Source organism: Herbaspirillum sp. C9C3, assembly GCF_013359625.1.
Classification (GTDB): Bacteria; Pseudomonadota; Gammaproteobacteria; order Burkholderiales; family Burkholderiaceae_D; genus Herbaspirillum.
The window spans coordinates 1-13,134 of sequence record NZ_JABFMQ010000046.1 but is presented as its reverse complement, the minus strand read 5'-3'; the positions used below and the strand labels follow the sequence as shown (position 1 = coordinate 13,134).

The window sequence follows — 13,134 nt, the reverse complement described above, 5'->3', positions numbered from 1 at the left end:
AAAACCAAAACAGGAAATTGATCGAAGAAAAAATCGATGCCACAGGCGAGCCAACACAAAGCCGAAGGCGAGTCGGAGACCGGGCGAGGCCGCAGGCGAGCCCGAGTGGACTCTCCCCATAGAGCCAGCCGCCGCAGCGGAGCGAAAAGTGGATCAGAAGGATAGTCGGAGCGTAGCGACTCTATCCTTCCCACTTTTCGCTTCGCTGCGGCGGGCACCCTCCGAAGGAGGGCTGGCTCTCTGGGGTCGCCTTCTTTTGCTTACTTTTCTTGGCGAGACAAGAAAAGTGAGCGGCTGCCGGGCCGCCCCCGGCGCGTCCTCACGACCGGAGAATGATAAGTATTAAGCTAGAGCGCAGAACAGCAATCCGTGCAGACTACCCAAAAACCAAAACCAAAAACCAAGCCCGCCAAGACAACATCAACCAGCAACGGGAACAAGTCAGGAAATCAGCTTGATGTAACCAGCCGCATCAAGGAACCCATCAGCAGAGAAAGGCACAGCCGGCTTCAGCTTGAAGATCCACTGTTCATAAGGCGCCGCATTGATGGCATCAGGCGCATCAAGCAGCACCTCGTTGACAGCAATTACCTCCCCATCAACAGGCGCATGCAGATCAGAAGCTGTCTTGTTGGACTCGACGATGCCCGATTCAGCCCCCTGTGCCAACACCTTGCCCACCGCTGGCATATCCACATACACCAGCGGCCCCAACTGTTCCTGACCGAAATCGGTAATACCGATGGTCAGTGTCCCGTCGTCTTCAAGCTTCACCCACTCATGGGTATCGGCATAGACCAGATGATCCGGAATGTGCATCACAGTCTCCTCATGCAAATGATTATTTGGCTTCAGCCTTGCTGCCATCGGCAAACACCGGCTCACCCAGGTTGAGCATCAAGCGGTTGGCCCAGGCGAAGATGGCCACCGAATGAATCAGATCCAGCACTTCCAGCTCGTTCAAGCCCACGTCATACAGCGCCTTGATCTGCCCGGCGCTGATATCACCAGGCGTCTCGGTCAGTTCCGCCGAGAACTTGGCGATGGCCTGCTCGCGCGCGTCCACCCCTGCCCCATAAGGCGAATCGAACACCTGCCGAACCGTATCGTTACGCTTGGCCAACTGCTCAAAACGCTGTGCATGGACCGACGCACAATACACACAGCCATTGATACGCGAAACCACCAGCGAACCCAGCTCCCGCTCGGCGCGCGACAACCCGCCTGGCGCATACATGATGGCGTTGAACGCAGCCGAGCGCTGACGCAGGATGTCCGGCTGATGTGCCAGAAACAGGTAATAGTCCGAGGTCTTGGCCTTGGGATGGCTTTCTTCCAGCACCTTGATCTGGTCCTCACTGGCCGCTTCCAGCTGGATCACATCCAGCCAGGCATCCCACTCCAGGGACTCATTGGTAAAGCCATTGGCCTTGATGATGTCGCTCATGTCGACTCTCCTTACTGGGCAGCGGCAGCACGCATGGCCTTCAGGCCCGCGACCACACGCAATTGATAGGACACGAAAGCGATCAGCTGCGACAGCGCCACCACCGCAGGCGTACTGATGCCAGCGGCCGGCAGCTTCTCGATCGCCGCCTTGTCGCCTTCCACCGGCCGCTGCGTCAGCGCGCGCGTAAAGACCAGCATGGCGCGCAAACGGCCCTCCGGCAATTGCTCAGGCGCGCCACTCTCGGCCACCGCCAGTTGCCCGGCATCCGCCGACACCGCCTGAGCACGTTCGCGGTAGTGCGCAGCCAGATCGGACGCACCCGCCAGACGGCAGGCGTACAGCGCCACCAGCAGACGCTCGTCCAGGCCGATGCCCTCCAGAGCCGGATCGAACAAGGTGTCATAGCTGCCCTGCGACGCCACGGCCACCTTGTCGCGCTGATGGCGCAGGCCGTGCAGGGGACTGCCAGCGGCCAGACCGGCCAACTGGTCGATGACATCCTTGCTGATGTCGTAGACAGGGGTACTCATGAAATTTCCTTTGTGGATGTGTGCCTGGCCAGCGCCTCGCGCAGGAAGTGCTGCGCCTGCTGCCAGGCGTCGAGATCGGCACGGGCATTGGCGGCGGGCTCGCCGCCACCGGTACTGATGCGCCCCGAGACCGGGTGCGCATACGTGGTCTGCGTGGTCGGAACAAACGGGAACAGAATCGAATGGCCGGCATGCGCATAGTCGCGCCATACCACCGGCCACCGATGCGACACCTCGGCCAGCTTGTCACGCACCATCGCGCAATACAGACTGGAAGGCCAGGAACCATCATCGGTGGCCGACAGCAGCAACACCGGTGCCGTGATCTTCTCCACCGGAATGCGGGCACGCGCCACCGCATCCTCATCCTGCAGCGCAGTCAGCATGGCCAGCGCATGACGGTGCGGGGCCGGGCCTTCGTCAAACGGCGCCCAGCTGGCCGTGCGGTTGTCCTGCCATTGATGCGGCAAGGGTTCACCGCGCAGCAACCAGGTCGGACCTTCCCGCCCCACGGCCGGGTCAGCCGCGTTCTGGCCGCTGTGTACCAGGGCACTGGGTACATAGGCCAACACCGCCGAGACCTTCTGCGGGAAGACCGCAGCCAGCAGCAACACCAGCTCGCCGCCGCGCGACTGCCCACTGATGGCGACGAAATCGTGCAAGGGACGTACCTCGGCACGCAACCAGTCCAGACCGCGTTCAACATATTCCAGCGGTGTATTGGAGATGTAGTCCGACAGGCCCGGCGCCTTGAAATACGCCAGCGCAAAGGCCGCATAACCACGTGCCGCATACAGCGCGGCACGCGGTTCATTGATGCCGCCACCGGACCCGTTGAGAATCATCACCGCCGGATGCGGCCCCGGCGTGGCCGGCAGGAACAGCGTACCGACCAGCCCCTGCTCCCGCACCTCGCGCCGGATCACGCCGGCACCGGCCAGCCGTTGCACCAGCTCGGTACTGGCCGGAACACAAGGTGCGAGCCCTGGCTGATCCAGTGAAGAGACCGTCAGCGTGGTCACCAGCGGCGCCAGCACATCGGCATGGAAGGGATCGCGCCGACCGGCCTGCACCGGCTTCTGCGACCACAGCAGCCCCATGGGATCGATACCGTAGTAATCGCCATCGATGGCCGGATTCATGCTCACGTCGACATTGCCGTAGGCATCGGCAATGTAGCAGGCGGTGCTGCGCCACTCGATACCCTCCCGCAAGGTAGACGAGGAAATGCGCACCGGCTCGCCCGGATGCGCACCCCGCACGATGATGCGGCGGGGTACGTCGATCAGGTCGTCGGCCGGGCTGACGTCAATCGAGAAGTTGGGCATGCGCTTACTTCTTGTCCTGCGTCACCATCATGGCGGTGGTACGGTCACTGGTGATCGGAGTGACCTTCAGGCCCTTCCTGGCCGCCCAGATGTTCTGGTAGTGATACAGCGGAATCACGCCCACATCGTCCGAGACCGTCTTGGCAGCACCACGCAGAATGGCCTCGCGCTTGGCCGCATCGAACTCGGCGGTCGAATCGGCCAGGGCCTTGTCCACGGCCGGGCTGCTGTAGTGGTTCCAGTTCGAGGCGCCAATCCCCTTCTTGGGATCGACCGTCCCCAGCACATTGACCAGCGCATAGCTGGCTTCACCGGTACCGTTACCCCAGGCCAGCACGGAGACGGCAAACTCGTTCTTGTTGGCACGCGAGGAATACGACGCCCACGGCAGCACCTCGACCTGGGTCTTGATGCCGATGCGGGTCCAGAACTGCGCCACTGCCTGCATGGTCTCCGGCGCCTGCGGATAGCGGTCGTTGGGCACGTGGATGGTCAGCTTGAATCCTTCCGGGAAACCGGCCTGGGCCAGCAGCTTCTTGGCCTGCGCAGCGTCGAAGGGGATGTTCTTGATCTCCGGGTTGTAGCCGAAGGTATCGGTCGGCATCCACTGGTTGGCCTCGGTGGCCGCACCCTGCAGGATACGGTCGATCAGGGCCTTGCGGTTGATGGCCAGCGACATGGCACGGCGCACGCGCACGTCCAGCAGCGGGTTCTTCTCCAGCGGCTTGCCATTGTTGTCGGTGATGAAGGGGCTCGGGCCTTCATGGAAGCTCGGCTGGATCAGCAGCACGCGCAGGCCGTTGTAGGGATAGACCTTGATGTCGGGCGACTGCTTGAGCCTGACCAGGTCCGACACCGAAACCTTGTCGATCACATCCACATCACCCGAGAGCAACGCAGCGGTACGCGCCGCACCATTGTTGATGTAGCGGTAGTTGACCTTTTCCCACAGCGCCTTGCCATTCCAGTAGTCGTCGTTACGCTGCATCACCACGCGATCACCCGGGATGTAGGAGACGAACTTGTAAGGGCCGGTACCGATCATCGCGGCACCACTGTTGTAGTTCTCGGTGGTCGATTTCTCGCCCACGTGCTTGCTCACGATATGCACCGAGGCCAGGTTCAGCGGCAGGTCCGGATTGGGAACATTGGTCTTGATGACCAGCGTCAGCGGATCCTTGGCCGTGACCGATTCCACCGTGCGCAGGTAGCCGGCGAAGGTGGCCACGCTGCCCGGCACCGCGCGGGCGCGCTGGTAGGAGAAGATCACGTCATCTGCTGTGAAGGGCTTGCCGTCCTGCCACCTGACGTTGGGACGCAGCTTGAATTCCCAGGTCTTGGGGTCGATGTTCTTCCAGCTCACGGCCAGGCCGGGCACCAGCTTGTTGTAATCGTTCTGGACCAGCAGGTCCCAGAAATGCAGGTCCACAGAGCGGTCACCGGCATGGTTGTTCAGTTGCGGATCCAGCGAGGACAGCGGATCGGCAAAACCGATGTTCAGGTTCTGCGCATGCGCCGCATCGGCGGCAGCGGCCAGGGCTGCACCGGTCAGGGCGACGGCCAGCAGGCGGGTCAGGAGGGTCTTCTTCATGGTCGGGTTCCTCTGTGGTCAGGGTGGAAGCACTACGGATACATCAGTTCGGGGCTTTCTGGACGGCCCCCTTGCTCAGTCCGAACGGTAGGTAGAACATTTCAACAAACCTTGTCAACGGCCATCATTGAGATGGCAGGCACTCCTGTGTCCCGGCGCGATCTCGCGCAGCACCGGCTGCTCTTCACGGCAACGCTGCGTGGCATGCGGGCAGCGCGGGTTGAAGTGGCAACCAGTGGGCGGATTGAGCGGGCTGGGGATCTCGCCCTTGATGGCGGTGAATTCCTTCTTGCGTGCTCCCATACGCGGCACCTCGGCCAGCAGCGCCTGCGTGTAGGGATGGTTGGGCTGGCCGAACAATTCGGCCACCGGCGCACTTTCCACCACACGCCCCAGGTACATGATGACCACGCGGTCCGACACGTGCTCCACTACCCCCAGGTCATGGCTGATGAAGAGATAGGTCAGACCCAGTTGCTCACGCAGGTCCATGAACAGATTGAGGATCTGCGCCTGGATCGACACATCCAGCGCCGCCACTGCCTCGTCGCAGACCAGCATCTGCGGCTGCACCGCGAGTGCGCGCGCAATGCCGATGCGCTGGCGCTGGCCGCCGGAGAACTGGTGCGGATAGCGGTCACGCAGGGCCGGATCGAGACCGGCGCGCAGCAACTGCTGGCAGACGTAGGCATCGAGGTCGCCCTCGACCTTTCCATTCACTTGTGCCGCTTCGCCGACAATCTGGTCGATGCGCAAACGCGGATTCAGGCTGGCATACGGATTCTGGAAAATCATTTGCACCTGCAGGCGTGCCTCGGCCTCTTCTCTGCCGTTGAGGCTGGCGCGCTCGCGCCCATGGACCAGTACCTGGCCATCGGAAGGATCAAGCAGGCCGCAGGCTACCCGGCCCAGGGTGGATTTGCCGCAGCCGGATTCGCCGACCAGGCCGACCACTTCGCCAGGCAAGACCCTGAGGTCCACCTGGTCCAGCGCATGGGTAACGGCCGGCGGTCGGCTCCAGCCGCGCGCCTGCAACTGGCGTTCCAGCCAGCCCTGGCGGCGCTCGCCGAAGCGGCGGCTGACGGCGCGGGTTTCGATCAGAGGGATGACGGCCTTATCCATGGTGCTCGTTGCTCTGTGTGCTTGGGATGGGGTGATGGCAGCGCACCCGGTGCGCCGGCAGTGGCTCGCTGATCGCGGGGGCCACCAGGCACTGCCGGGACAGGCGCTCGCAGCGGGCAGCGAAGGCGCAGGTCGGCGGCAGGTGCAGCAGGTTGGGCGTCATCCCGGGAATCTGGCGCAGACGCGCACCGCGCCGGTTGTTGCTGGGCAGGCTGCCGATGAGGCCCTGCGTATAGGGGTGCAGCGACGCATCCAGCACCGCATCCACACTGCCCTGCTCGACGATGCGCCCGGCATACATCACCGCCACTTCATCGGCCAGGCCCGCCACCACGGACAGGTCGTGCGTGATCCAGATCAGCGCGGTGCCATGCTGGCGCGCCAGCTTCTGCACTTCCGACAGGATCTGCGCCTGGATGGTCACATCCAGCGCGGTGGTGGGTTCATCGGCGATGATGAGGTCAGGCTTGTGCAGCATCGCGATGGCAATCGCCACGCGCTGACGCATGCCGCCCGACAATTGGTGCGGATAGGCTTGTAGCCGTTCCTCCGGGCTGGCGATACCCATCATGCCCAGAGTGTCACGGGCCAGTTCGCGCGCCTGCTGGCGGCCGACCTTGCTGTGCGCCAGCACGGCATCGACCATCTGCGCCTCCACCTTCAAGACGGGATTCAAGGTCATCATCGGGTCCTGGAAGATCATGGCGATGCGATTGCCCTGCAGCTCGCGCAGCGAAGTCTTGTCCATGCTGACCAGGTCACGTCCCTGGAACAGGATCTCGCCGCCGACGATGCGGCCCGGCGCATCGACCATGCCGAGGATGGAAAAGCCGGTCACGCTCTTGCCCGATCCGGATTCACCGACCAGGCCGAGAATGCGGCCACGACCGACCGACAGCGAGACGTCATCCACCGCCGGCAGCACCCCCTCGGGGGTAAAGAAATGGGTGCGCAGCTTGCGCACCTCAAGAGTGGGCGCGCTCATTTTTGCCACCGTGGGTTGAGGATGTCGCGCAGGCGGTCACCCACCAGGTTGATGGCCACGATCACCACCAGCAGCGTGATGCCGGGATAGAAGCTGATCCAGTATTCGCCCGAGAGCATGTATTGGTAACCATTGGAGATGAGCAGGCCCAGCGAGGGTTCGGTAATGGGCACCCCCAGGCCGAGGAAGGACAAGGTCGCCTCCAGCGTGATGGCGCGCGCCACCTGCAGGGTACCGATGACGATGAGCGGCGGCAGGCAGTTGGGCAGGATGTGGCGCACCATGATGCGCCAGGACGACAGATTCAGGCCGCGCGCGGCCTCCACGTATTCCTTGCGCCGCTCCACCAGTGCCTGGCCGCGTGCGGTGCGCGCGTAATACGCCCACTCCAGCACCACCAGCGTGGCCATCACGTTGAAGATGCCCTTGCCCACATAGGCCAGGATCAGCATTGCCACCAGGATCGAAGGGAAGGACAACACCAGGTCGGCAAAGCGCATGAGCAGCGTATCGACCTTGCCACCGGCATACGCGGCCAGCAGGCCAATGAGCGTGCCGATGACACCGGCGATCAGGGCTGAGCCCACGCCGATGCCCACGCTGATGCGCAGGCCATAGAGAATGGCCGAGACCAGATCGCGGCCCTGGCCATCGGTGCCCAGCCAATAGGTAAAGCTGCCTGCACCGTTAATCGTGCCAGGATGCAGGCGTGCATCAAGCACATCGAGCTGCATCAGGTCATACGGATTCTGCGGCGTGATCCACGGAGCAGCGATGGCGCCGACGATGAGCAGCAGCACGATCACCAGTCCCAGCATGGCCGAACGCGAGGCCACGAAATGGCGCATCACGCGCCGCCATGGGGACTCGCGGCGCGGGGCCCGGAAGGCCGACAGCTCGGCCACGCGGGCGCGTACCTGTTCTTGCGTCATCGTCACTTCGGTCTGCGGCGCGCTCATGCACGGGCCTCCACCCGCACACGCGGGTCCAACAATTTGTAGAGCACATCGACCACCAGATTGATGGTGACGAACATGCAGACGATCACCATCAGGTAAGCCACGATGACAGGACGATCCAGTGCGTTGATGCTGTCCAGGATCAGCTTGCCCGCACCAGGCCAGGCAAAGATGCTTTCTGTGACCACCGCAAAGGCAATGGTGGAGCCGAACTCCAGTCCGACCACGGTCACCAGCGGGATGAGCGTATTGCGCAGCACGTACATCAGCACCACGCGCGCCGGGGACAAGCCCTTGGCACGGGCGAACTTCACGTAGTCCATCGGCAGCACCTCACGCACATTGGCGCGGGTAAGGCGAATGACCAGCGAAATCTTGAACAGCGACAGGTTGATGGCCGGCAGGATCATGTGACGCCAGCCATCGGCGGTGAGCCACGACCATTGCACACCGAACAGTTCGGCGGTCTGGCCGCGTCCGCCCGAAGGCAGCCATCCCAGCGTGACCGAGAAGGCCATGATCAACATCAGCCCGATCCAGAAGGTCGGCAGCGAAAACCCGAAGATGCTGGTGGTCATCACCAGGCGCGAGAAGGGATGATCCGGCTTCATGCCCGCCAACAGCCCCAGCGGCACCCCGACCAGCAAGGCCAGCAGCAACGCCGCGAAGGCTAGTTCCAGCGTGGCCGGCAGGCGCTGGAAGATCAGCAGGATGGCCGGGGTGTTATAGACGAAGCTGTTGCCCAGATTGCCGTGCAGCGCGCCATTGAGGAAGGCCAGGTACTGGCGCCACACCGGCTGATCCAGTCCCAGTTCCTGGATGATGCGCAGGCGGTCCACCTGATCGACATCCTGGCCGATGAGGATATCGACCGGATTGCCGATCATGTGCAGGCCGAAGAAGACAATCACCGTCATCAACAGCACCACCATCAGCGCCTGCAACACGCTCTTTGCGATCGCTGCACTCATGCGGGCAGCTCCCAGGGCGATTCGCTCCACTCGTCGCCTTCCAGTTCCGGTTCTTCATAGGACTGGATATTGCGGTAGTGATACTCCACGTCTTCGCCGTACATCAGTGCAGCAATGCCCTGCGCCAGGCGGTAGGCACCATCGCTGATGGCGGGGATGTCGCCGGAAACCGTGCCATGGCTGGCCGCCGCCGGATAGCAGAAGCAATGTATGCGCTCCAGGCCCGGCAGGCTGCCCGGGGTCTTTTGCTGGAACTCGAATACCGGCCCCAGGTAGGGCGAGTCGGCCAGTTCCTGGTCTTCTTCGCCGACCGGCGGAGTGTAGCGGTCGCTCCAGTTGAGGATGTGCGGGGCGATGTCCTTGAACTCGCTGCGTAGGCTCCAGTCGATCTTGAAGCCGGTGGAGAAGAACAGGAAATCCAGTTCCAGCGGGCCGCGATTGGTCTGCAGCAGCAGCGTGCCGTCCGGCTTGACTTTGACCGATTCGATGGCGGTGCCCAGCAGGAAGCGTGCATTGGCAAAGCGCGAGACGCGGCGGGTGCTGCCGGAGGGCGGCGGCACCTGCTGCGCATTGACGTAGTGGCGGATGCGCCACTTCCATTCGTCCGACAGGTGCAGGTGGCCGTTAACCAGGCCGGGGCTGCCCGATCCCTTGCCCTTGTTGATGCGCGGCAGGTCCTTGCGGCGGATCAGCATATCCACTCGCGCAGCCCCCTCTTCCAGTGCGGTGGCAGCACTGTCCATGGCGGAGGCGCCACCACCGATCACGCCCACGCGCTTGCCCTTGAGACTGGCATAGTCGAACAGGTCCGAGGAATGTGCCCAGCGATCGCGCGGCAACTGATCGGCCAGCGGCGGCAGGTAGGCGCCACCCAGGCCGTCGCGGCCGGTGGCGACCACCACGCGGCGCGCCAGCACGGTCGATGTGCCCGCAGGCGATTGCAGCTGCAGCGCCACGATGCCATCGGCGCGCGGCTGCACGGCCAGCACGCGGTGTTCGTTGCGGATATCGAGCTGCATGACGCGACGGAACCAGCGCAGGTACTCCATCCATTGCAGGCGCGGGATCTTGTCCAGCGCTTCCCAGGCGTCCAGCCCGAACTGGGCCTCGAACCAGGCGCGGAAGGTCAGCGCCGGGAAGCCCAGTGCGGGACCGGTCAGGGTCTTGGGCGAGCGCAGGGTTTCCATGCGCGCAGTGGTGGCCCAGGGGCCTTCGAAGTCCTTGGGCGACTGGTCATAGATCACATTGGGAATGCCCAGGTGCGACAGCGCCACCGAGGCGGCCATGCCGGCCTGGCCGCCGCCGATGATGGCCACGTCGATCACCGGCACGCCATCGCGCAGGATGGCCGGGGTCCAGGACTTGCCGGGCAGCGCCAGCCATTGCAGATCCTGGCGCAGGCGCGCCTCCAGGGCAGCCAGTCCTTGCGGGGGAGCAGCGGGGATCAGGGTCGGTTCGGTCTCGTGCATAGCGCCTCGTCAAAAGCATGAAGAGACGTCGCGGGCAAGGGCCTGCGATCGTCTCGATTCGGGTTTTGTGATGCAACGCCCTTCCCGGTTGACGCTGCTTGCTTGGGTTCTAACTGCGTGCTGCCAAATCATTTACAACAATTCATCATGCAGGCTGGCATCGCGCTTGACGAAGCCCTGCAAGGTCATGCGGGCGGCCTTTTCCACGGCATCGATGAGGCGCTGCGTGACGCCTTCGACCGGTTTGCCATAGGGCGTGACCACGCCGAAGTAAAACGGAATCTCCACCGCCAGGCGCTTGACCACCATGCCCTCGATGGGCATGCCATAGGCCGTGGCCGGCTCCACCAGCGCCACCCCCAGCCCGGCACGGGCGGCCATGATGGCGTTGAAGGAGGTATTGGTATCGATGGCCACATCGAGCTGGCTGTTTTCGCCCAGCGCCAACTCCACGCGCTGGCGCAGGCGATAGCGGTTGGACATGGTAATGACGCGCTGGCCACGCAGGGCCGCGCGGGTGAGCTTGTCGCGACCGGCCAGCGGATGGTCGGCGCGCACCACCGCCACGCAGGGTGCCTCGCCGATCCAGTGCAACTCCAGCCCGCGATGGGCCACCGGCAGCGAGGTCAGCCCCAGGCTGACGGTACGGTGCAGGACTGCATGCACCACCTGCTCGGCCGAAGCGCTGCGCAGGTGGACGTGTTCGGGGAAGGCTCGCTCCCTGTCGGCAGCCAGCAACTGCAGGGCCGCCGGGGCGATGGTCGAGGCCAGGGCAGGCGTGGCCACCAGGTGCACGGGATGGACTTCTTCGCGGGCGATCTCCTGCGCACGCTCGCGGATGCTGCGCAGGCCCACCAGCGAGCGCTCCACCTCTTCATAGAGCAGAAAAGCCTTCGCCGTGGGCGTGACGCGCGGACCATTGCGATCGAACAGGGCATAGCCCAGCTCGGCCTCGAGATCACCGATGGCCTTGCTGACGGCCGGCTGCGAACGGCCCAGGCTGCGGCCGGCACCGGTCACACTGCCCAGGGTCATTACCGCAGCAAAGGCTTCCAGCTGATTCAGGTCCATGGAAATCGCATTCCTTGATCAAAGTGCTTGCATATGATTTTCGAATTATAGGTTTGCTTGTATTCTATTTCAGTATAATAATTTTGTATAAGCAAATACGTGAGGTGGCATGTGACCGCGAATCTCGCCGTCCTCCTGCCTTGCGGCCTGGCCAGTGGCGATGCTCGCGGGCAATCTTTACAAATCGTATATACAAATAAGCGCAAAGTCGTTTTCCGGATGCGGGCGACGGCGTTACTGTATGTGCTGGTCGCTGGTCACCCTGCTCAACTGGAATACGCTGCACTCTCCGGAACACCGTCATGAACGCCCCTGCTCCCTGCGGCCCGTCGGCCGATCTTCGTTTCCCCATCTACCTGGACTATGGCGCCACCACGCCGGTTGACCCGCGTGTAGCCCGCGTCATGTGCGACTTCCTCACGGAGAAGTTCGGCAATGCGGCCAGCAGTTCCCATCCTTTTGGCTGGGAGGCGCGGCGCGCGGTCGACCGGGCACGTGCACAAGTGGCGGGCCTGGTCGGTGCCCGGGCCGATGAAATCATCTGGACCTCGGGGGCGACCGAATCCAACAACCTGGCGCTCAAAGGCAGTGCCCACGCGCTGCGTGCCCAGGGGCGAGGCAAGCATCTCATCACGGTGGCGACCGAACACAAGGCCGTGCTGGACACCATGCGTACGCTGGAGAAATCGGGCTTCGAGGTCACCATCCTGCAGCCCGATGCAGACGGCCTGATCACGGCAGCGCAGTTGCGCGCGGCACTGCGGCCGGATACGCTGCTGGTTTCGGTGATGTATGTGAACAACGAGATCGGCGTCATACAGCCGATTGCCGAACTGGGCGAAGTATGTGCCGAACGCGGCGTGATCTTTCACGTGGATGCGGTGCAGGCTGCCGGCAAGATCGCCATCGACCTGCAGCAGTTGAAGGTAGACCTGATGTCCTTCTCGGCGCACAAGGTCTATGGTCCCAAGGGTATCGGTGCCCTGTACGTGCGTCGCACCCCGGATCTGACGCTGGAAGCGCAGATCGATGGCGGCGGCCATGAAAACGGCATGCGTTCCGGCACCCTGGCCACCCACCAGATCGTGGGCATGGGCGAGGCCTTTGCGCTGGCGGGAGAATTGCTGGAAGAAGAAGGACGCCGCATCCGCTGCCTGCGCGACCGCCTGTGGTCGGGTCTGGCGAACTTGCCGGGCGTACAGTTGAACGGCAGCGCCGAGGCGCGCGTGCCGCACAACCTCAACGTGAGCTTTCCGCCCACGCGCTATGGCACGCTGGGCAGCCAGTTGCTGGGCATTGCGGTGTCGGCCGGCTCAGCCTGCAACTCGGCGGCGTCGGCCCCTTCCTTCGTGCTGCTGGCCATTGGCCGCTCGCCCGAGGTGGCGCGCAATGCCGTGCGCTTCTCGCTGGGACGCGGTACCAGCGAGGCCGAGATCGACTATGTCGTGGCCACCGTACGACAAGTGCTGGCGCATGAAGTCGAGGCTGCCGCACTGACCGGCGACTGAAGCGTCCGTCCCCTTCACGGACGCGGCCACGACCCGGCCGTTGAGCAGAACCACGGTGTGATCCGTGGTTTTTTTGTGCCGCGCCAGGTGGGCGATCACATTATCAATCTCCGGGACAGGTACAAACTTGGTGCCCGCCCGCCCCAACAT

Annotated in this window: 12 protein-coding genes; 1 reads left to right on the top strand and 11 read right to left on the bottom strand. The window is 63.5% G+C overall.

The window, feature by feature from the left end; translation table 11 throughout:
* Window positions 1-441: 441 nt before the first annotated feature.
* The 11 genes from gcvH to HNO82_RS21715 form a co-directional block, all read right to left on the bottom strand.
* Window positions 442-819, bottom strand: a complete 378-nt coding sequence (gene gcvH / locus HNO82_RS21765; protein ID WP_008327347.1) for a glycine cleavage system protein GcvH — start codon at window positions 817-819, stop codon at window positions 442-444.
* A gap of 22 nt (window positions 820-841) precedes the next feature.
* On the bottom strand, window positions 842-1,447 hold the full coding sequence (locus tag HNO82_RS21760) for a peroxidase-related enzyme (protein ID WP_008327346.1): 606 nt from the start codon (window positions 1,445-1,447) through the stop codon (window positions 842-844).
* 11 nt (window positions 1,448-1,458) lie between these two features.
* Entirely contained in the window at window positions 1,459-1,980 is a 522-nt protein-coding gene (locus HNO82_RS21755; protein ID WP_008327345.1) for a CMD domain protein, read from the bottom strand.
* Entirely contained in the window at window positions 1,977-3,308 is a 1,332-nt protein-coding gene (locus HNO82_RS21750; protein WP_175345112.1) for an acyl-CoA thioester hydrolase/BAAT C-terminal domain-containing protein, read from the bottom strand. The genes HNO82_RS21755 and HNO82_RS21750 overlap by 4 nt, the downstream gene beginning before the upstream one ends.
* A gap of 4 nt (window positions 3,309-3,312) precedes the next feature.
* Entirely contained in the window at window positions 3,313-4,899 is a 1,587-nt protein-coding gene (locus HNO82_RS21745) for an ABC transporter substrate-binding protein (protein WP_175345111.1), read from the bottom strand.
* 114 nt (window positions 4,900-5,013) lie between these two features.
* Window positions 5,014-6,021 (bottom strand): ABC transporter ATP-binding protein, encoded by a 1,008-nt coding sequence (locus HNO82_RS21740; RefSeq protein WP_175345110.1) that lies wholly within the window; start codon window positions 6,019-6,021, stop codon window positions 5,014-5,016.
* On the bottom strand, window positions 6,014-7,006 hold the full coding sequence (locus tag HNO82_RS21735) for an ABC transporter ATP-binding protein (RefSeq protein WP_175345109.1): 993 nt from the start codon (window positions 7,004-7,006) through the stop codon (window positions 6,014-6,016). The genes HNO82_RS21740 and HNO82_RS21735 overlap by 8 nt, the downstream gene beginning before the upstream one ends.
* A complete protein-coding gene (locus tag HNO82_RS21730; protein WP_175345108.1) occupies window positions 7,003-7,965 on the bottom strand; it encodes an ABC transporter permease in 963 nt (320 codons plus the stop codon). Before HNO82_RS21730 ends, HNO82_RS21735 begins: the two co-directional genes overlap by 4 nt.
* Window positions 7,962-8,936, bottom strand: coding sequence for an ABC transporter permease (locus HNO82_RS21725; RefSeq protein WP_175345107.1), 975 nt, complete (start codon window positions 8,934-8,936; stop codon window positions 7,962-7,964). Before HNO82_RS21725 ends, HNO82_RS21730 begins: the two co-directional genes overlap by 4 nt.
* Window positions 8,933-10,405 carry an NAD(P)-binding domain-containing protein gene (locus HNO82_RS21720; RefSeq protein WP_175345106.1) on the bottom strand — a complete coding sequence of 491 codons (1,473 nt, stop codon included), beginning with the start codon at window positions 10,403-10,405 and terminating at the stop codon, window positions 8,933-8,935. The genes HNO82_RS21725 and HNO82_RS21720 overlap by 4 nt, the downstream gene beginning before the upstream one ends.
* A 132-nt stretch (window positions 10,406-10,537) precedes the next feature.
* Window positions 10,538-11,476, bottom strand: coding sequence for a LysR family transcriptional regulator (locus HNO82_RS21715; protein ID WP_008327337.1), 939 nt, complete (start codon window positions 11,474-11,476; stop codon window positions 10,538-10,540).
* A 302-nt stretch (window positions 11,477-11,778) separates the two neighbouring features.
* Between HNO82_RS21715 and HNO82_RS21710 the strand changes: the two genes are divergently transcribed.
* On the top strand, window positions 11,779-12,984 hold the full coding sequence (locus tag HNO82_RS21710; RefSeq protein WP_008327336.1) for an aminotransferase class V-fold PLP-dependent enzyme: 1,206 nt from the start codon (window positions 11,779-11,781) through the stop codon (window positions 12,982-12,984).
* Window positions 12,985-13,134: the final 150 nt, after the last annotated feature.

What these genes read in the sequence shown, in the direction of transcription:
- HNO82_RS21755 (WP_008327345.1), bottom strand. Translation starts at nt 1,980, where the DNA reads ATGAGTACCCCTGTCTACGACATCAGCAAGGATGTCATCGACCAGTTG.
- HNO82_RS21715 (WP_008327337.1), bottom strand. Translation starts at nt 11,476, where the DNA reads ATGGACCTGAATCAGCTGGAAGCCTTTGCTGCGGTAATGACCCTGGGC.
- HNO82_RS21735 (WP_175345109.1), bottom strand. Translation starts at nt 7,006, where the DNA reads ATGAGCGCGCCCACTCTTGAGGTGCGCAAGCTGCGCACCCATTTCTTT.
- gcvH (WP_008327347.1), bottom strand. Translation starts at nt 819, where the DNA reads ATGCACATTCCGGATCATCTGGTCTATGCCGATACCCATGAGTGGGTG.
- HNO82_RS21760 (WP_008327346.1), bottom strand. Translation starts at nt 1,447, where the DNA reads ATGAGCGACATCATCAAGGCCAATGGCTTTACCAATGAGTCCCTGGAG.
- HNO82_RS21745 (WP_175345111.1), bottom strand. Translation starts at nt 4,899, where the DNA reads ATGAAGAAGACCCTCCTGACCCGCCTGCTGGCCGTCGCCCTGACCGGT.
- HNO82_RS21730 (WP_175345108.1), bottom strand. Translation starts at nt 7,965, where the DNA reads ATGAGCGCGCCGCAGACCGAAGTGACGATGACGCAAGAACAGGTACGC.
- HNO82_RS21750 (WP_175345112.1), bottom strand. Translation starts at nt 3,308, where the DNA reads ATGCCCAACTTCTCGATTGACGTCAGCCCGGCCGACGACCTGATCGAC.
- HNO82_RS21710 (WP_008327336.1), top strand. Translation starts at nt 11,779, where the DNA reads ATGAACGCCCCTGCTCCCTGCGGCCCGTCGGCCGATCTTCGTTTCCCC.
- HNO82_RS21740 (WP_175345110.1), bottom strand. Translation starts at nt 6,021, where the DNA reads ATGGATAAGGCCGTCATCCCTCTGATCGAAACCCGCGCCGTCAGCCGC.
- HNO82_RS21725 (WP_175345107.1), bottom strand. Translation starts at nt 8,936, where the DNA reads ATGAGTGCAGCGATCGCAAAGAGCGTGTTGCAGGCGCTGATGGTGGTG.
- HNO82_RS21720 (WP_175345106.1), bottom strand. Translation starts at nt 10,405, where the DNA reads ATGCACGAGACCGAACCGACCCTGATCCCCGCTGCTCCCCCGCAAGGA.